Annotated in this window: 17 protein-coding genes, 1 pseudogene and 1 riboswitch; of the genes and pseudogenes, 7 read left to right on the top strand and 11 right to left on the bottom strand. The window is 68.5% G+C overall.

Annotated elements, in window-relative coordinates; all coding sequences use genetic code 11:
* Together VLI63_RS05190 and VLI63_RS05195 are read right to left on the bottom strand one after the other, a co-directional pair.
* Window positions 1–480: pseudogene (locus VLI63_RS05190) on the bottom strand (aldose epimerase); the annotation flags it as partial.
* Between the two features lie 9 nt (window positions 481–489).
* Window positions 490–1,302 carry a DeoR/GlpR family DNA-binding transcription regulator gene (locus VLI63_RS05195; protein ID WP_409155844.1) on the bottom strand — a complete coding sequence of 271 codons (813 nt, stop codon included), beginning with the start codon at window positions 1,300–1,302 and terminating at the stop codon, window positions 490–492.
* Between the two features lie 96 nt (window positions 1,303–1,398).
* Here VLI63_RS05195 and galT point away from each other — a divergent pair, with 96 nt between their 5' ends.
* Genes galT through VLI63_RS05210 form a run of 3 tightly spaced genes read left to right on the top strand, consistent with a single transcriptional unit; the run spans window position 1,399 to window position 4,448 of the window.
* The gene (gene galT, locus VLI63_RS05200) at window positions 1,399–2,505 is read left to right on the top strand and encodes a galactose-1-phosphate uridylyltransferase (protein ID WP_409155845.1); all 1,107 of its coding nucleotides are present in this window, start codon (window positions 1,399–1,401) and stop codon (window positions 2,503–2,505) included.
* 5 nt (window positions 2,506–2,510) lie between these two features.
* Window positions 2,511–3,668: a galactokinase gene (galK, locus tag VLI63_RS05205; protein WP_409156582.1), complete on the top strand. Its 1,158-nt coding sequence runs from the start codon at window positions 2,511–2,513 to the stop codon at window positions 3,666–3,668.
* A 27-nt stretch (window positions 3,669–3,695) separates the two neighbouring features.
* The gene (locus tag VLI63_RS05210) at window positions 3,696–4,448 is read left to right on the top strand and encodes a hypothetical protein (protein WP_409155846.1); all 753 of its coding nucleotides are present in this window, start codon (window positions 3,696–3,698) and stop codon (window positions 4,446–4,448) included.
* A gap of 11 nt (window positions 4,449–4,459) precedes the next feature.
* Here VLI63_RS05210 and VLI63_RS05215 read toward each other — a convergent pair whose 3' ends face one another.
* From VLI63_RS05215 to VLI63_RS05230, 4 genes are all read right to left on the bottom strand, one after another.
* Window positions 4,460–5,077, bottom strand: coding sequence for a pyridoxamine 5'-phosphate oxidase family protein (locus tag VLI63_RS05215; protein ID WP_409155847.1), 618 nt, complete (start codon window positions 5,075–5,077; stop codon window positions 4,460–4,462).
* A gap of 29 nt (window positions 5,078–5,106) precedes the next feature.
* Entirely contained in the window at window positions 5,107–5,982 is an 876-nt protein-coding gene (locus tag VLI63_RS05220) for a bifunctional methylenetetrahydrofolate dehydrogenase/methenyltetrahydrofolate cyclohydrolase (protein ID WP_409155848.1), read from the bottom strand.
* A gap of 82 nt (window positions 5,983–6,064) precedes the next feature.
* The gene (glyA, locus tag VLI63_RS05225; RefSeq protein ID WP_409155849.1) at window positions 6,065–7,351 is read right to left on the bottom strand and encodes a serine hydroxymethyltransferase; all 1,287 of its coding nucleotides are present in this window, start codon (window positions 7,349–7,351) and stop codon (window positions 6,065–6,067) included.
* A 45-nt stretch (window positions 7,352–7,396) separates the two neighbouring features.
* Window positions 7,397–7,482, bottom strand: a riboswitch (ZMP/ZTP riboswitch).
* Window positions 7,483–7,694: 212 nt separating this feature from the next.
* Window positions 7,695–9,020, bottom strand: coding sequence for an MFS transporter (locus VLI63_RS05230; RefSeq protein WP_409155850.1), 1,326 nt, complete (start codon window positions 9,018–9,020; stop codon window positions 7,695–7,697).
* 61 nt (window positions 9,021–9,081) lie between these two features.
* Between VLI63_RS05230 and purU the strand changes: the two genes are divergently transcribed.
* Both purU and pdxH read left to right on the top strand, forming a co-directional pair.
* Window positions 9,082–9,942 carry a formyltetrahydrofolate deformylase gene (purU, locus tag VLI63_RS05235; RefSeq protein WP_409155851.1) on the top strand — a complete coding sequence of 287 codons (861 nt, stop codon included), beginning with the start codon at window positions 9,082–9,084 and terminating at the stop codon, window positions 9,940–9,942.
* A 76-nt stretch (window positions 9,943–10,018) separates the two neighbouring features.
* Window positions 10,019–10,663: a pyridoxamine 5'-phosphate oxidase gene (gene pdxH, locus VLI63_RS05240; RefSeq protein WP_409155852.1), complete on the top strand. Its 645-nt coding sequence runs from the start codon at window positions 10,019–10,021 to the stop codon at window positions 10,661–10,663.
* On the opposite strand, the gene VLI63_RS05245 is transcribed toward pdxH, so the two are convergent.
* From VLI63_RS05245 to VLI63_RS05265, 5 genes are read right to left on the bottom strand one after another with little or no spacing between them, the layout of a single operon-like run.
* Window positions 10,660–11,574, bottom strand: a complete 915-nt coding sequence (locus tag VLI63_RS05245) for a PfkB family carbohydrate kinase (protein WP_409155853.1) — start codon at window positions 11,572–11,574, stop codon at window positions 10,660–10,662. The two genes, pdxH and VLI63_RS05245, sit on opposite strands and share 4 nt — an antisense overlap.
* Window positions 11,571–12,560 carry an ADP-ribosylglycohydrolase family protein gene (locus VLI63_RS05250; protein WP_409155854.1) on the bottom strand — a complete coding sequence of 330 codons (990 nt, stop codon included), beginning with the start codon at window positions 12,558–12,560 and terminating at the stop codon, window positions 11,571–11,573. The genes VLI63_RS05245 and VLI63_RS05250 overlap by 4 nt, the downstream gene beginning before the upstream one ends.
* Complete coding sequence (locus VLI63_RS05255; protein ID WP_409155855.1) at window positions 12,557–13,282, bottom strand: GntR family transcriptional regulator; 726 nt, start codon at window positions 13,280–13,282, stop codon at window positions 12,557–12,559. The genes VLI63_RS05250 and VLI63_RS05255 overlap by 4 nt, the downstream gene beginning before the upstream one ends.
* Window positions 13,282–13,821: a cysteine hydrolase family protein gene (locus VLI63_RS05260; protein ID WP_409155856.1), complete on the bottom strand. Its 540-nt coding sequence runs from the start codon at window positions 13,819–13,821 to the stop codon at window positions 13,282–13,284. Before VLI63_RS05260 ends, VLI63_RS05255 begins: the two co-directional genes overlap by 1 nt.
* Entirely contained in the window at window positions 13,818–15,302 is a 1,485-nt protein-coding gene (locus tag VLI63_RS05265) for a purine-cytosine permease family protein (RefSeq protein WP_409155857.1), read from the bottom strand. The genes VLI63_RS05260 and VLI63_RS05265 overlap by 4 nt, the downstream gene beginning before the upstream one ends.
* A gap of 119 nt (window positions 15,303–15,421) precedes the next feature.
* On the opposite strand from VLI63_RS05265, the gene VLI63_RS05270 reads away from it, so the two are divergent.
* The gene (locus VLI63_RS05270) at window positions 15,422–15,814 is read left to right on the top strand and encodes a YrdB family protein (RefSeq protein WP_409155858.1); all 393 of its coding nucleotides are present in this window, start codon (window positions 15,422–15,424) and stop codon (window positions 15,812–15,814) included.
* Window positions 15,811–16,944: an N-acetylglucosamine-6-phosphate deacetylase gene (nagA, locus tag VLI63_RS05275; protein WP_409155859.1), complete on the top strand. Its 1,134-nt coding sequence runs from the start codon at window positions 15,811–15,813 to the stop codon at window positions 16,942–16,944. The genes VLI63_RS05270 and nagA overlap by 4 nt, the downstream gene beginning before the upstream one ends.
* Window positions 16,945–16,954 lie beyond the last annotated feature (10 nt).

Raw genomic sequence — 16,954 nt, forward strand, 5'->3', positions numbered from 1 at the left:
CTGGGTTCCCACCGCATAGGGCGCGCGGTCTCGGCCGACGTTCACGACACCGTGGGTCACGCGGATGCCGTCGTCGACGAGTTCGTAGCGCACCGTGGTGTCGAGGGTGAACGGGTACCCGCGGGTCGGGTGGACTGTCGCCGCCAGGGTCACGGCCTCCGCTGTGCGGTCGACCACCGTGTACGGGCGCTCACGAAGGAGCCCGTGAAGGGCATTGTGCAGGGCGGGCTCCGTGATATCCAGCACCTGCGCCGCGCCCTCGTGGATCCACAGGCCGTCTCGCACCCGGTTCGGCCAGGGCACGAGCACGGTGCCGTCGCCGAAGGGCGGCACCACGTCTTCCCCGTAGGGCTCGGTGAGCTCTACGCCGCCGATGGAGAGCACGCGCAGCGATGCCGCGACCTCCGTGATCACCGCGATCGCCTCGCCGTGTGGAGTCGACTTCGAGAGGGCGAATTGGTCTCCGGTGGGGGCACGCATGCGGTCAGCCTAGCGAGCCAACAGGATGTGCAGTCCCGCTGCCTCGAGCATCGCCAGCTCGCTCGCATCGGCTTCGCTTCCGGTGATGAGGGTGTCGATCTCACCGATCGGGGCCACGCGGCTCTGCTGGGTGACCCCCAGTTTGGCGCTGTCGGCCACCACGATGCAGCGGGCGGAAGCCCCGAGCATCCGCCTCTTGAGGTCGGCCTCCGGCAAGTTGACGTTTGTGATCCCGGATGCCGCATCCACGCCACTGCACCCGATGAATGCGAGGTCGGCGCGAATGCGGTCGAACACCACCCCGGCGAGCGGGTCGACGAGGGAGTGTTGCAGCGGTCGCACCGTGCCACCGGTGACGACGACCGTGAACCGTGGGATGACCGGCTCGAGGAGCAGCGCGATGTTGAGCGCGTTGGTGATCACGACCACACCCTGCAGATCGTCCCGGTCGAGGAGGGCGGCGGCGATCGCCGTCGTGGTGGTTCCCACGTCGAGCACGATGGTCTGGTGCGACTGAACTAGCGAGGCGGCCGCACGCCCGATCCGTGCCTTCTCCGGCGAGGACGCGAGCATGGACTGCTCGAAGGGGCGCTCGGGCCCCGGCGGTCGGCCGGTCGCGGGGCTCCCGGTCACCGCACCCCCGTGCACCCGCTGCAGTGCGTTGCCGTCGGCGAGCGCATCGAGATCTGCTCGGATCGTCACCTCGGAGATGCCGAAGAGCTGGCTCAGTTGCGCCACCTTGGCGAATCCGCGCTCTTCGACGATGGACAGGATCTGCTCGCGCCGCGCCGCCGCTGGCGGTCGGGAGCTGGGGTCTGTCATGCGCTCATCTTCGATTACTTGTGTTTTCTTGTCAAACGCCGGTAACGTTTTGTTGTTTTCGAAACTCCTTCCGTGCATCCTCCCCAGAGAGTCGCCATGTCATCGATTGTCAAACGCGAATTCCGGCTGGCCGATGGGCGGGAGCTCATCTACTTCGACGACGCCGATACCCGCCTCAGCCCGGAGCGCGCCCCGGATGCCCGCCACCTGGATGCGCGACCGGACACGGCGTCCATGCGCCAGGATCCGCTCACGGGCGAATGGATCTCGATCGCGGCTGCCCGCCAGAACCGGGTCTTCCTTCCGCCGGCGGACCAGGATCCGCTCGCGCCGGCAAGCGCGAACAACCCCTCAGAGATCCCGGATGTCTACGACGTCGCCGTGTTCGAGAATCGTTCGCCCAGCTTCGGCCCCGGGATCGCGGCACCGTTCGAGGCCGAGGAACTCACCCGCATCGGTCTCGGTCGCAGCCTGCCCTCGATCGGTCGGTGCGAGGTCGTCTCCTTCGGGCCGGAACACGAGGGAGCCTTCGGCAGCGTGAGCCGATCGCGGGCGCGCACGGTGATCGAGGCCTGGGCCGACCGTACAGAGGCGTTGTCTGCGCTGCCGGGCATCCAGCAGGTCTTCCCCTTCGAAAACCGAGGTGAGGCCATCGGCGTCACCCTGCGACATCCCCACGGCCAGATTTACGCCTATCCCTACATCACGCCGCGCACGACCCGGTTGCTCGAGTCGATCGCCCGATTCGGTCCCGGCCTGTTCGCGTCGATCCTCGAGTTCGAATCGGCCTCCGACCGGGTGGTGCTGCGCGGCGAACACTGGACAGCGTTCGTGCCTTTCGCCGCCCGCTGGCCCATCGAGGTGCACATGCTGCCGCATCGCCAGATTCCCGACTTCGCCGCGACCTCGTCGGAAGAACGCGACGAACTTGCCGGCCTCTACCTGCGATTGCTTCGCGGAATCGACGAGCTCTACGACACCCCGACGCCGTACATCGCGGCCTGGCACCAGGCGCCGGTCGCGACAGGGCGTGACGACATCCGTCTCATGCTCCAGGTCACCTCGCCGCGCCGCGCGGAGAACAAGCTGAAGTACCTCGCCGGATCCGAGGCCGCCATGGGGGCCTGGATCGGCGATGTGACCCCCGAACAGACCGCCGCCTTCGTGCGCGACGCCCTCACCCGAGTAAAGGACCCCCAGTGACCTCGATCGATATCCGCGACGACCTGCAGGCGAAGTTCCTTGCGCTCTACGGCTACGAGCCGGCGGGCGAATGGTCGGCTCCGGGGCGCGTGAACCTCATCGGGGAACACACCGACTACAACCTCGGTTTCGTGCTGCCGTTCGCCATCAACCGTCGCACTTTCGTCGCGCTCGGGCTGCGAGAGGATCGCGTCATCCGGGTCGCGAGTTCGTTCTCCGACGAGGTCGTCGAAATCCCCCTCGCCGAGCTCTCCCCCGGCGCCCTGCACGGCTGGAGTGCTTACCCGCTCGGCGTCGCCTGGGCGCTCAGCGGGCACGGCGCCGACCTCGCCGCCGTGCCCGGGGTCGACATCTTCATCGAATCGGATGTGCCGGTGGGCGCCGGCCTCTCCTCCTCCGCTGCCATCGAGAGCGCGGTCGCCATCGCCCTGAACGACGTGTGGCGGCTCACCCTGGCACGCCCGGTGCTCGCCCAGGTGGGCCAGCGCGCCGAGAACGAGGCGGTAGGAGCACCCACCGGGATCATGGACCAGACCGCGTCCCTGCTCGGCCAGAAGGACTGCGCGGTGTTCCTCGACTGCCGGAGCCTCGACTCGGAGATCGTGGACCTCGGCCTCGAGGCGGCCGGTCTCGTGGTGCTCATCATCGACACCGGTGTCAGCCATCAACACGCCACGGGCGGCTACGCCGAGCGACGGGCATCCTGCGAACTCGGAGCCCGGATGCTCGGGGCGAAGTCCCTGCGCGATGTGACCGTTGCCGACCTCCTTCGCGCTCGCGAGATCCTCGACGACGTGACCTTCCGCCGTGTTCGCCATGTGGTGACCGAGAACCAGCGGGTGCTCGACACCGTCGAGGTGCTGCGCGACCTCGGACCCGCCGGCATCGGCGAGCTTCTCGATGCCTCGCACCTGTCGATGCGCGACGACTTCGAGATCTCCGTTCGCGAGCTCGATCTCGCCGTCGAGACGGCACAGGCGAACGGGGCGATCGGCGCCCGGATGACCGGCGGCGGGTTCGGCGGGGCGGCCATCGCCCTCATCCGCTCGGATGATCTTTCCCGCCTCCAGGTTGCGATCGACGGCGCATTCGCGGAACATGGTTTCGGTCAGCCTGATACCTTCGTCGTGACGGCCGCGCAGGGAGCATCGCGCGAGAACTGATTCCCCCCGAGCACGCAGGAGCCAGCAGTGAGAGCCAAGTCGATCCTCGGTGCGACCACCGGCGCCCTTCTCGTGGTGCTGCTCGCCGGCTGCACAGGCTCTTCGACGGACGCCGGTCCGACCACACGGCCCTCGGCCTCCCCGAGTCCCTCGGCCAGCGCGAGCACCCCGGCAGCGCAGAAGGACGTGCTGTTCACCATTTCGGCGAACGTGCGGGATAAGACCGGCAACACCATCGCGATCGAACTCGTCGCCCACAAGCCGCTGCCCTACAGCGACAGCAGCGCGAAGTCCCTGGTCACTGAGTTCGTGAGCGCCTGCGGCACGGGGGTCGGCACCACGCCGGTCACCGCCGACACGCTGGCGGCCAACGGCAGCATCCTGCTGCAGATGGACCTCGCCTCGAGCACCAACGGCAAGCAGTTCGTCTACCCGATCGACGTCACGCTCGGCAACGTCTACTTCGGCCAGTCGGTGCTCGGCAAGGGCATCGCCCCGACGGACTCCGCGCATCCCTGCTCGAGCGGCTTCACCTGGACCACCTCCGGCAGTGGCCGCGCCATCGCCGACTTCGAGAGCGGCAACCCGGGCCCGGACCTCACCAGCTGGAAGTACGCGCTGTACGGCTTCAGCGTGCCGGCGGATTCGCAGTCCACAATCGAGGCCTGCAAGGTGACCCTGACGGATGTCGCGAAATCGACGGTCGCCGACGTGGCCGGGTGGGACCCCGGCCAGGCCGCAACGGGCTACGCCTGCACCATCGGCTACGTCGGCGAGTAGCCGCAGGCGCGCTAGCTGTCGAGTAGTGCGCGAACGGATTCCGGCTGCGGGATGCCCGGGGCGAGGTCCGGCGTGGCGATGGCCGTCTCGTACCCGGTGCGGAGCGGCAGGATGCCCGCCCAGGCCGCGCCCGCGACATCCGCGGGGCCGTCCTCTGGCCAGCCGTCGGACACCTTGAGCGTCCACTCGTCGATGGTCATGCGCAGCACGAGGGTCGCCGCAAGTTCCTTGGCCGAGTGCGGACGCAGTTCGGCCACCCGTCCCGGGATGAGTCCCTCGGTCACGAGGTCGAGGGCAGCGGCCTTGCCCGCCGCGGTGTCGGCGACCGGGGCGCAGCGGCCGAACAGCACGGCGCTGCGATAGTTCATCGAGGATTCGAAGGCGGAACGCGCCACCACGAGAGCGTCTAGCGCGGTCACCGAGAGTGCGACAGGGATGCCCGTCGCCAGCAGTCGCAACCAGTGCGAGCCGGTGGATCCGTGCAGCAGGATGTGCGCGCCATCCGCCACGATCGCGATCGGGAGCACGCGCGGCCGGCCGTCTTCCACGAAGGCGAAGTGCCCGACCCGCGCGTCCCGCACGAGGGCCCCGAGCGCCTCGAGATCTGGTGCGACGAACTTCTCGGGCATTCGACTCGGTCGATTGCGCGCGGCGTCGCTCACAGCCGTTCGGCCGCCGCGACCACGTTGTACATCAGCATGGCGCGCGTCATCGGGCCGACCCCGCCGGGAACCGGCGAGAGGAATGCGGCGACCTCGGCGACCGCCGGATCGATGTCCCCGATGAGCTTCGCCTTGCCGGTATCCGGGTTCATCACGCGCGTGATTCCCACATCGAGCACCGCGGCTCCCGGCTTCACCCAGTCGGCCTTCACGAGCCCGGGCACACCGACAGCCGCGATCACGATATCCGCTCGACGCACTTCGGCCGCGAGGTCGACGGTGCGGGAGTGAGTGAGCGTGACCGTGGCATCCACCCCCTTGTTCGTCAGCAGCAGGCCGAGCGGGCGGCCGACGGTGAGGCCGCGACCGATCACGACCACCTGCTTTCCGGCGATCGGCACGTCATAACGCCTCAGCATCTCCACGAGACCGGCCGGGGTGCACGGCAGCGGCGAATCCAGGTCGCCACCGACGCCGAGCACGAGCCGTCCCAGATTCGTGGGATGGAGCCCGTCGGCATCCTTCGCCGGGTCCATCAACTCGAGCATGGCGTTCTCGTCGATGCCGGCGGGCAGCGGCAGCTGGATGATGTAGCCGGTGACCGCAGGATTCTCATTGAGGCCGCGGATGGCCGCCCGCACCTCCTCCTCTGTCGCCTCGGCCGGAAGGTCCACCCGGATCGACTCGATGCCGAGCTCGAGGCTGTCGCGATGCTTTCCGGCCACGTACGACAGTGATCCGGGATCGCTGCCGACCAGCAGGGTGCCGAGACCCGGGTGGATGCCGCGGGCCTTGAGCGCCGCGATGCGGCCGACGAGCTCGTTCTTGACTGCCGTCGCGGTGGCGACGCCGTCCATGCGTACTGCGGTCATCTGTTGAGTCCTTTCGGCCCGGGAGTCGACCCGACCCGCCCTTCCCGGGCACACAGTCGCCCCCTCCCGGGGTGATTCGTGGTCAGGACCAGGTTGCCGGTGACACGAGGCCCGGGTAGAGCGGGTAGCCGTCGGTGAGCTTCAGCACCCGGGCGCGCAGAGCCTCGACATCCGGAGTCGGCTTGAGTGCCGCGGCGATGATGTCGGCGACCTCTGTGAACTCCTCGTCGCCGAATCCGCGGGTGGCGAGCGCCGAGGTTCCGATGCGCACGCCGCTCGGTGTCATCGGCGGACGCGGGTCGAACGGCACCGCGTTGCGGTTGACCGTGATTCCGACCGAATGCAGGATGTCCTCGGCCTCTTGGCCATGGATCGCCGCGTTGCGAAGGTCGACGAGCACGAGGTGCACATCCGTGCCGCCGGTGAGCACGTCGATACCGGCTGCCGTGGCGTCAGCAGCGACGAGCCGCTCGGCGAGGATCTGCGCCCCGCGGATGGTGCGCTCCTGGCGGTCCTTGAATTCGGGCTCAGCGGCGAGCTTGAACGCCGTCGCCTTGCCGGCGATCACGTGCATGAGGGGCCCGCCCTGCTGGCCGGGGAACACGTTGGAGTTGATCTTCTTCTGGAGGTCGAGATCGTTGTTGAGGATGAAGCCGGAGCGAGGACCGCCGAGGGTCTTGTGCACCGTCGACGAGGTGACATGCGCATGCTGCACGGGGTTCGGGTGGAGCCCGGCGGCGACGAGCCCGGCGAAGTGCGCCATGTCCACCCAGAGGGTGGCTCCCACCTCGTCGGCGATGGCGCGGAATGCCGCGAAGTCGAGCTGGCGGGGGTAGGCGCTCCAGCCGGCGATGAGCACGTGGGGACGGGTCTCGAGTGCCTTCTCGCGCACGACATCCATGTCGATGAGGAAGGTCTCCGGGTCGACCCCGTAGGCGTGCGCCTCGTAGAGCTTTCCGGAGAAGTTGAGCTTCATGCCGTGGGTGAGGTGGCCGCCGTGGGCGAGTTCGAGGCCGAGGATGCGATCGCCCGGGCTCGCGATCGCCGCGAGCACCGCCGCGTTGGCGGATGCCCCGGAGTGCGGCTGCACGTTCGCGTAGGCCGCACCGAAGAGGCTCTTCGCGCGGGAGATCGCGAGGCTTTCCGCGACATCCACGAACTCGCAGCCGCCATAGTAGCGGCGACCGGGATAGCCCTCGGCGTACTTGTTCGTGAGGACCGAGCCCTGCGCCTCGAGCACGGCGCGGGGGACGAAGTTCTCGCTGGCGATCATCTCGAGGGTGCCGCGCTGGCGATCGAGCTCCTGCTCGAGAACGCGGGCGATCTCCGGATCGACGTCACTGAGCGGCGAATTGAACATGTTGGACATCTGGATGACTCCTCTTGGCACGACCGGATTGATGAAAAGGTTATCCGGTTCGGCCCAGGCGAACGGCCGAAACGTGGAGGCAAGTCACTCCCTGATGGATGCCCATCCGAACGCCAGTTGTGACGTCTTCGATTGTACCCGGCAGTGCGATCGGGCGCATCAGAAAGCCGAGACTTCGCCCCCGTGGATGGCATCAGTCCGTGCGCACCCGGGACGCTTCACCAGAGTGTGGGCTGCCCCCCTTCGACGGATGTCCTCGCCTCGAGTTGCACTCTTTTGCGGGTTGCCGGCCGAGGACACCCGCAAAAGAATGCAACTCACGCCGGGGCCACCCCGAGAGAGGTCAGTGGTCGAGCACGCGCCGCGGAGGGCGTTGCCGCAGCACCAGTTGCGAGACGATCACGAGCGCGATCGAGAGCACGAGGATGCCGGCGTAAACGAAGGGCAGCGATCCAAGACCGAGGGTGCCGAGCAACAGCGAGCCGAGGAGAGCGCCCCCGCCGATCCCCACGTTGAAGGCGGTGGTGTAGAACGCACTCGCCGTGTCCCGGATGCGCGCGGGGGCCGCATGCAGCATCCGCGTCTGCAGCAGGGGCGGAACGACCCCGATCGCGAGGCCCCAGAGGAAGAACGCGGGAAGGGATGCGGCCAGCACTCTCGGTTCGAGACCGAGCACGAGCACCGACGCGAGCAACACGATGAGGGCGATGACGAGTCCGAGGTTGGGCCGGCGACCGAGCACGAAGGCCACGAGCACCAGCGAGAGCACACCGGCGATTCCGTTCGCGAAGAGTGCGGGGCTCACCGCGGAAGCGTCCAGGCCCACGGCACGCGTGAGATAGGGCGCGATGAAGGTGTAGAAGCAGTATTGGCCGATCATGATGATGGCGGCGATCACGCAGACGAAGACGACGGCCATGGTCGAGTGGTCGCGCCGCGGAACCGTGGAGGTGCCGAATTGCCCGTCGAGCACGGTGATGCCCCCCGTCGCCGTTCCGACTACTGCGGCGCCCGCGAGGTGGTCGACCCGGGGCAGGAACCGGTGGACGAATCCGGCACCGACGATGAGCAGGGCGCCGAGCACGAAGAAGCTCGCCCGCCAGCCGATGGCCTGGCCGAGGGCGGTGCCGATCGGCACCCCGAGCACGAAGGCGAGCGAGCCGCCGCCGAGAGTGATGGAGACGGCGCGTCCGACCTGATGCTTCGGCACCAGGTAGGCGGAATACGCCCCCACGACCGACCAGAACACACCGTGGGCGAGCCCGCCGAGCACCCGGGAGGCGACGAGCACGGCGTAGTTGGGGGCGAGGGCCGTCGCAACAGTGCTCACCGCGAGCACCAGCAACACCGACACCACGAGCGCGTGGCGAGGAACCCGGCGGAGGAGGCCGGTGAGGGGCGCGCTCGACAGCACGACGGTGAAGGCGAACACCGACACCGTGGCACCGATGAGGGATTCGCTGACGCGCAGATCCGCGCTCATCTCCGGCAGGAGTCCGGTGGGCAGCATCTCGGTGGTGACGCTGAGGAAGATCGCGACCGCGACGGTCACGAGGGCGAAGTAGGGAAAGGGGGCTGTCGTTCGTGGCGCGGTCATGAGACCGGTAGTCCGTTCGAGGAAGAGGTGGAACGTCTCGCCGTCCGCGGGAGGCCGCGGCTCATGCGGCATCCCCTCCAGAGTACGGCCATCTCTTCGCCGTGGGGCGCAATGGAGGCAATAACCTAAGCAGATGACCTCTGCGCTGTCGACCCACTGGGTGCTGACCCTCGTCTGCTCCGACCGGCCGGGCATCGTGCACGCGATCAGCGGGGCCATCGTCACCGCCGGTGGCAACATCACCGAGTCCCAGCAGTTCTCCAGCGCCGACACCGGCACCTTCTTCATGAGGCTGCAGGTGGAATCCGCGGTGACCCGCGAGGCATTCGAGGCGGCGATCGTGCCAGTCACCACCCACTACGACGCGACCTGGACCCTGGATGTCGTCGGCCGGCCCCTGCGCACGCTCGTACTGGTCTCGAAGGCCGCCCACTGCCTCAACGATCTGCTCTTCCGGGAGCGCGCCGGTCAGCTTCCGGTTGAGCTGCCCCTCGTTCTCAGCAATCACCCCGATCTCGGCGGCCTCGCCGAGTTCTACGGTGTTCCGTTCGAGTCGCACCCCGTGGCATCCGATGGCCAGAAGCTCGCGTTCGAGGATCGTGTTCTCGATGCGGTGGAGCAGTTCGATATCGAGCTGGTGGTGCTCGCGCGCTACATGCAGATCTTGTCTCCAGCCCTCTGCGAGCGACTGTCGGGGCGCATCATCAACATCCACCACTCCTTCCTTCCGGGCTTCAAGGGGGCGAATCCCTACCGCCAGGCCCATGCCCGGGGAGTGAAGCTCATCGGGGCGACCGCGCACTTCGTGACCAGCGACCTCGATGAGGGTCCGATCATCGAGCAGAACGTGGTGCGCGTCGACCATTCCCGCACGCCCGCCGAGCTCATGGCCATCGGCCAGGACGAAGAATCCCGCACACTCACCCAGGCGGTGAAGTGGTTCGCCGAGAACCGAGTGCTGCGGGATGGGGCCCGCACGATCATCTTTCGATAACGACAGATGGATCGCTCCCGGTTCGATCGGGCAGAAACGCAGCGCCGCTGCCAGCCGAGGTGCCTAGGATCTGCACATGAGCTCACTCGAACGACACACCGACTACGGATCGACCGGCCTCTCGGAGTCGGACGTGCTTCGCGACCCGATGGCACAGTTCGCGGCCTGGCTCTCCGCCGCTGAGGATGCCGAGATCTTCGAGCCCAACGCCATGGTGGTGAGCACCGTGGATTCCGACGGCACGCCGAGCAGCCGCACCGTACTGCTCAAGGGCCTCGACGGCGAGGCATTCGAGTTCGTCACGAACTACCGGTCGCACAAGGGGCACGCGCTGTCCGCGCATCCGGCCGTCTCGCTGCTCTTCCCCTGGTACCAGCTCACCCGCCAGGTAATCGTGCGGGGCGTCGCCCACCGCACGGATGCCGCGACCTCCGACGCGTACTTCGCCGCCCGCCCGCACGGCTCCCGTCTCGCCGCGCTGGCGAGCGAGCAGTCGGAGCCGGTCGCCTCACGCCAGGTTCTCGAAGATCGGATGCGCGAGCTCGAGCTCGAGACACGCTACCCGGAGGGGTCGATCGTGCCACGCCCCGAACACTGGGGCGGATTCCGCGTGGTGCCGAGCACGATCGAGTTCTGGCAGGGACGCACCTCGCGACTGCACGACCGGCTGGTCTTCACGGCCGTCGACGGCGGGTGGACGCTGGAGCGGCTGCAGCCCTAGCCCGCGCGATCGAGCAGCCGCTGCACCTCTGCCGCGGTCGGGGCGGTCGCCGGGCCGCGCCGGGTGACCGCGATGGCGGCACACGCGTTCGCCCGCCGCGCCGCAGTCGGCGGCGTCTCCCCCGACGCGAGTCCGGCGAGGAATGCCCCCGTGTGGGCATCGCCCGCGCCGTTGGTGTCGACGGCCTCCACGGCGAAGCCCGGAACGAATCGGGCCTCGTCCTGCACGACGAGACACCCCTGCGGCCCGAGGCGGATGATGACTGCGCTCCAGGTCTCGCGCAGAACTGTAGCGGCAGCGCCGGCATCCGCGGCACCGGTCAGCGACAGGGCCTCCCGCAGGTTGCAGCTGAGCCAGTCCGCGCGCCCGGCGACGGTGGCGAGCGCTTCCCCGGGGATCGTGGTCGCGAGCGGCCCCGGATCCAGCAGAACCGTGTGCCCGGGGCCGATCCCCGCGACCCACGGGGCAAGCACGTGGGCGTTCGTGCGCTCGAGCAGGCCGTAGCCCGAGACGTGCACGAGATCACCCGCACCGAGGCTGATGCTCGCCAGGTCGCGGGCGGTGAGCCTCGCCTCTGCTCCGAACACCGTGACGAAGGTGCGCTCGCCCTCGTCGTCGACCAGGGCGATGTCGAAACCCGTGTCGGCATCCGGGGAAGGATCGAGCAGCACCGAGATTCCCTCGGCGCTGAGGGCCGACCGCACCCGGTCTCCGTGCGGTCCGACGCCGTGCGCTCCGCCGTACGCACTGGCGAGGCCCTGCCGGGCGGCCGCCACCAGTGTGTTGAAGGCTCCGCCCGGCGTGCTGCCGGTGTCGCGGGCGAGCACATCGCCGCCTCTTTCGGGAAGCTCGGGGATGCGCAGGGTGACGTCCACGATCACGTTGCCGACGCTCACCAGCCGGGTCGTCATCGCAGCGCCAACAGGCCATCGGCGACGGACTCGAGGTCGAGTGCGTTCACCACCCGCACTCTCTCGCGCGCCTCATCGGGGAAGGCTGCGGTGCCTGAGACCGCTCCCGCGATCGCTCCGGCCATCGCGGCAACGGTATCGCTGTCACCGCCGAGCGAGGCCGCGGCGCAGACGGCCCGCCAGGGGTCGTGCGGGAAGGTGGCGAGGATCCCGAATGCGACCGGCACGGACTCCTGCGTGGCGAGACTCGTGCCGATGACCTCGTAGAGGCGGGTGAGGCTGGCATCGGGATCGGCGGGATCGGCCAGGTCGATCGCGAGACGGATGCGCGCCGAGACATCCGCCGCGGCGACCCAGTACCCCCGGCTCGCACCCAGCCGGGCCGCCTCGATCGCCGCGCCGAAGGCTTCGCCGAGGCCGGCGCCGTCGATGCCGGCGCTGATTGCGGCGGCGACAGCGCTCGCTCCGGCTATGGCGACGCCGGTGTTGTGCGAGACGAGGCTGGTGGCCGCGACGAGGTCGACCAGCATGTCAACAGGCTGCCATCGGCGGATGATGCCGACCGGCGTCACCCGCATGGCGGCACCGTTCGTCGTTCCGAACCGCCCGGCGGTGGCGATCGGCTCCCCCTCGAGCACGGCGCGAACAGCGCGCTTCGTCGACGGGCCGAGAAGGTCGAGCGAACCACGCTCGCGCATCTCGTCTTCCCACCTCACCAGAGCGGCCGCGAAGGCCCCTGGATCCACCGTGCCGCGTCCCGCGATGAGAAGGCCGGCGAGCAGGAGCGCCTGCTCGGTGTCATCGGTGATGTGCCCGGCGGGGAGACCGCCGGCGAGCGGATGCCCGGGATCGGCGGCCCGGAAGCCGTCGATGATGCCGTAGCGGCCGGCGATCTCCGCGCGTGACATCTGCTGGGTCGGCATGCCGAGGGCATCGCCGATCGCCAGTCCGTACAGGGCTGCGATGGCGTGGTCGCGAGCGGTCACTCGTGGGCCGAGAACTGGAAGTGCAGGCTGAAGTGAGCGGGATCGAGCAGACTCTCCACGTGCTCTACGAGCTCGCCGACGGCGTTGCGTGTGACGCACCGTGACCAGAGGAACGCCGCACCGGGTGCGCGATCGAGCAGTGCGGCCTCGGTCGTGTCGAGCATCCGCACCTCCACCCACTGCTCGCCGGTCGACGCGACGAGGTCGCACTCGAGCAGCATGCGGGTGAGCGATCCCGCGGCCTGGCCTGCCGCGACCGCATCGGCCACCTGCGATGTCGCCCGCACCCGTGATCGCTCGTAGGAGATCACCGGGCCGTTCACGATGGATCGCAGGCGATCGATCGCGATGAAGCTGTCGCTCGGTTCCCCGAGCAATGCGGCCAGCGCGGCATCCTGCACCGGCTGCGCGCTGACGACCCGCACCGTCGTTTCGAGCCCCTGCTCCTGCAGGGCCCGCGCCCAGCCGAGCCTCACGTTGAGCGGTCGGCCGTCGTAGGTGACGAAGGATCCCTTGCCAGAGCGGGTGCTGATGAGCCCGGCCCGGCCGAGCTCCGTGAGGGCCGCGCGCACAGTATTGCGGCTCACCGAGAACCTCTCGGCGAGGGTGGTCTCCCCGGGCAGCTGCAGCCCGTAGGGCACCTCACCCGCGCGGATCTCCCCGGTGAGGATGCGGGCGATCTCCTCGTGCTTGAGCCCGGAGACCCGTGCGCCGCCGACCATCAGGACATCACGGCGTCAGCGCTCGTGATCTCGATCAGCGGGCCGTAGAGCGCCATCGCGTCGAGAGCGCGCTGGTGGTCCGCCGCGCTCAGCCCGGCACACGCGTCCTGCGCCACGAGCACGCGCACCCCGGCATCCGTGGCGGCGAGGGCCGTCGAGAGCACGCAGCAGTCAGTCGAGACGCCGGCGAGCACCACCGCCGCATCCGGTCCGATGATCGTGGAGAGTTCATCGCCCCACTTGCCGAACGTCGTGCGCGAGATCACCGGATGGTCGGTGCCCGAGAACGCCGGCATCAGCTCGTAGAGCGGATCGCTGTGATGCACGAGCGCAAACGGCCACAGCTCGTAGTAGGGCACCCAGGCGCCGGTCGGATGCTCCGGCGCGATGAACCGCGTGAGCACGACCCGCTCACCGAAGTGTTCGACGAGGCGCTCGACGGTCGGTTCGATCGCCGCGTAGCCGGGGGTGAACCAGGCGCTGCTCGGATCCCCGAACACCACCTGCATGTCGATGACGACGAGCCAGGGACCGTTCATCGCACGACGGTCTCGACGGGTTCCTCGATCGGCAGTGCCTCCTGGCGGCGGATGGTCGCCCGGCTGAAGACCACGGTGCCGAAGAAGCCGACGAGCAACGACAGCAGCACCCCGAGGTTGGCGTAGGACCAGTCCTTCGCGAGACCGAGCGGGCCGAGGAAGTAGCCCTGCCAGTTGAGCCACGGCACATCTGCGGTGGCCACGACGAGTCCCCAGCCGAGACCGGTGCCGACGGCGATGAGCAGGATCGGCACCCAGCGCACGTCACCGTAGCGCCCGGTGGTCGAGTAGAGCTCTGCCTCCGCGTAGTCCTTACGGCGGAGGATCACGTCGGCGACCATCACCCCGCACCACGCTGCGACCGGCACTCCGAGAGTGATGAGGAAGCCCTGGAATGGACCAATGAAGTTCGTCGCGAAGAAGACGACCACGATCGCGCCGACGATCATCACGACGCCGTCGATACCGGCGGCGGCGAAGCGTGGGATGCGGATGCCCGCGCTGAGCAGCGCAAGACCGGAGGAGTAGATGTCGAGCACCGCTCCCCCGACGAGGCCGAGCACCGCGACGAGCGCGAAGGGAATCAAGAACCAGACCGGGAGGATCGACGTGAGCGCGCCGATCGGGTCACCACTGATCGCGTCGCTCAGCTTGGAGGATGATCCGGCGAGCAGCAGTCCGAACACCACGAGCACGATCGGCGCGACGGCGGCTCCGAACGTGGTCCATCCGACGACGGCGGAGCTGCGGGTGGACCGCGGGAGATAGCGGGAATAGTCCGCCGCAGCATTGACCCAGCCGAGGCCGAAGCCGGTCATGACGAGCACCAGAGCGCCGACCACGGCCTGGGGCTGGCCGGCGGGGAGGGCCGCGATCTTCGCGAAGTCGATGCTGGGCAGAGCGAGCACGATGTAGACGACGGTGAGCACGCCCGTGATGACGGTGATCCACACCTGCAGACGCATGATGAAGTCGATGCCGACGATCCCGGCGACCACGATGAGCGCCGCGATCACGATCAGTGCGACGATCTTCGTCGCTATCCCGCCGTCGAAGCCGAGCTCCGTGAATACCGTGGAGGTCGCGAGCACGGCGAGGGCCGTCAGCGCCGTCTCCCAGCCCACCGTGAGCACCCAGGACAGCACGGCGGGAACCCGGTTTCCGCGCACGCCGAAGGCCGCCCGGCTGAGCACCATCGTGGGGGCCGAGCCACGCTTGCCGGCGAGCGCGACGACGCCGCAGAGCAGGAACGAGACGATGATGCCGATAAGGCTGACGACGGTCGCCTGCCAGAACGAAATGCCGAAGCCGAGGATGAAGGATCCGTAGCTGATGCCGAAGACCGAGACATTCGCGCCGAACCAGGGCCAGAACAGGCTGGACGCCTTGCCTTTTCGTTCGGACTCCTGAATCGTGTTGATGCCGTTGAGCTCGATGCCCCTGGCGTCTCGCAGCTCTCGTGGGGTGTCGGTGGTGCTCACTGAATTCCTCCGGTTCGTCGTGACAACGCTCGTACTGCACCTGTTCAGACCTGTTCAGTCCGTGAGCACACGCTAGTGGCCTCCGCGCCGGCCTGTCAATGCATCGCTACTCTGAGGGTGTGCCAACGTCAGGAATTGTTGCGGTACGAATCGGGCCGAACGATGTGCTCCGCTTCGCCCTCGAGCTGTTCGCCCTGTTCTCCCTCGGATTCTGGGGATACCTCGCCTGGCCGTTTCCGTGGCCGGGGGTGCTCTTCATGGTCGGCGCTCCTCTCTTCGCCGCCGTGGTCTGGGCCCTGTTCCGGTCCCCGAAGGCGGTGTTCCCGCTGGACGTCGTCGGCCGCAGCCTGGTGGAGATCTTCGTGATGGGGGCCGCCGTCGCCGTCTGGTTCATGATCGGATACCCCGTGGTCGGCGTCGTCTTCGGGGTTCTCGCCGCGACCAGCGGCGTCATCGCGGGCCGCACGGAAATCGCTGCGGAACTGACAGCACAGGAAGCAGAACCACGATGACCACCCTCTTTCACAGTGCCCGCAAGCTCGACGCCAACGGCCAGGTCGACGACTTCTGGGCGCTCGTGCGCGGCGACACGATCGAATCCGTCGGCTCCGGACGGCAGCATCCGGAGGCAGACACCGAGGTGGACGTCGACGGGCGCTGGTTCGTGCCCGGTTTCATCGACATCCACGCCCACGGAGGAGGAGGGCACTCCTTCGACAACGGCAGGGAGGAGATCTCTGCGGCGCTCGACGCTCACCGTGCCCACGGCACCACCCGCTCGGTGATCAGCCTCGTGGCGAATCCGGTGGCACAGCTTCGTGAGAGCCTCGGCGTGATCGCCGAGCTCGCGGCATCCGATCCACTCGTGCTCGGGTCTCACCTCGAGGGGCCGTTCCTCTCCTCCGATCGTCGGGGCGCCCACAACCCGCAGTTCCTCCTCGACCCCCTCCCGTGGGCGGTCGACGAACTGCTCGGTGCCGCTCGCGGAACCCTGCGCCAGATCACGATCGCGCCCGAGCGCGAGGGTGCGCTCGAGGCGATCGACATTCTCGTGGAGAATCGCGTGACCGTGGCGGTGGGGCACACCGATGCCGGGTTCGACCTCACCCGCGAGGCCTTCGACCGGGGAGCGCGCCTGCTCACCCACGTCTTCAACGCCATGGCGCCGATCCACCACCGGGCGCCGGGACCGATCATCGCCGCTTTCGAAGACGAACGGGTGACCATCGAACTCATTCTCGACGGCCTCCACGTGCATCCGGACGTCGCGGCTCTGGTGTTCCGTTCGGCCCCCGGCCGGGTCGCACTCGTCACCGACGCGATGGCCGCTGCGGCATCCGACGACGGGGACTACCGCCTCGGTTCCCTCAACGTGACGGTGAAAGACGGCCTCGCCGTGCTGTCGGGCACCTCGACCATCGCGGGCTCCACCCTCACTCAGGATGCGGCGCTGCGCTGCGCGATCCAGGCGACCGGGATCTCACCACGGGATGCGGTCGCGGCCCTCACCATCACGCCCGCCGCCGCGCTCGGCTACGGGCACCGCTTCGGGTACCTGGCTCCCGGCTTCGCCGCCGACGCGGTGCTGCTGGATCACGAGTGGCAGGTCTCCGAGGTCTGGGCGGCCGGCGCGAAGCTGTAGGCGCATCGCG

This window comes from Lacisediminihabitans sp. H27-G8, assembly GCF_046156175.1.
Classification (GTDB): Bacteria; Actinomycetota; Actinomycetes; order Actinomycetales; family Microbacteriaceae; genus Lacisediminihabitans.

Excerpts from the sequence above, each read along its gene's own strand:
- VLI63_RS05195 (WP_409155844.1), bottom strand. The coding sequence starts at position 1,302 with ATGACAGACCCCAGCTCCCGACCGCCAGCGGCGGCGCGGCGCGAGCAG.
- galT (WP_409155845.1), top strand. The coding sequence starts at position 1,399 with ATGTCATCGATTGTCAAACGCGAATTCCGGCTGGCCGATGGGCGGGAG.
- VLI63_RS05215 (WP_409155847.1), bottom strand. The coding sequence starts at position 5,077 with ATGCCCGAGAAGTTCGTCGCACCAGATCTCGAGGCGCTCGGGGCCCTC.
- VLI63_RS05220 (WP_409155848.1), bottom strand. The coding sequence starts at position 5,982 with ATGACCGCAGTACGCATGGACGGCGTCGCCACCGCGACGGCAGTCAAG.
- glyA (WP_409155849.1), bottom strand. The coding sequence starts at position 7,351 with ATGTCCAACATGTTCAATTCGCCGCTCAGTGACGTCGATCCGGAGATC.
- VLI63_RS05230 (WP_409155850.1), bottom strand. The coding sequence starts at position 9,020 with ATGCCGCATGAGCCGCGGCCTCCCGCGGACGGCGAGACGTTCCACCTC.
- purU (WP_409155851.1), top strand. The coding sequence starts at position 9,082 with ATGACCTCTGCGCTGTCGACCCACTGGGTGCTGACCCTCGTCTGCTCC.
- pdxH (WP_409155852.1), top strand. The coding sequence starts at position 10,019 with ATGAGCTCACTCGAACGACACACCGACTACGGATCGACCGGCCTCTCG.
- VLI63_RS05245 (WP_409155853.1), bottom strand. The coding sequence starts at position 11,574 with ATGACGACCCGGCTGGTGAGCGTCGGCAACGTGATCGTGGACGTCACC.
- VLI63_RS05255 (WP_409155855.1), bottom strand. The coding sequence starts at position 13,282 with ATGGTCGGCGGCGCACGGGTCTCCGGGCTCAAGCACGAGGAGATCGCC.
- VLI63_RS05260 (WP_409155856.1), bottom strand. The coding sequence starts at position 13,821 with ATGAACGGTCCCTGGCTCGTCGTCATCGACATGCAGGTGGTGTTCGGG.
- nagA (WP_409155859.1), top strand. The coding sequence starts at position 15,811 with ATGACCACCCTCTTTCACAGTGCCCGCAAGCTCGACGCCAACGGCCAG.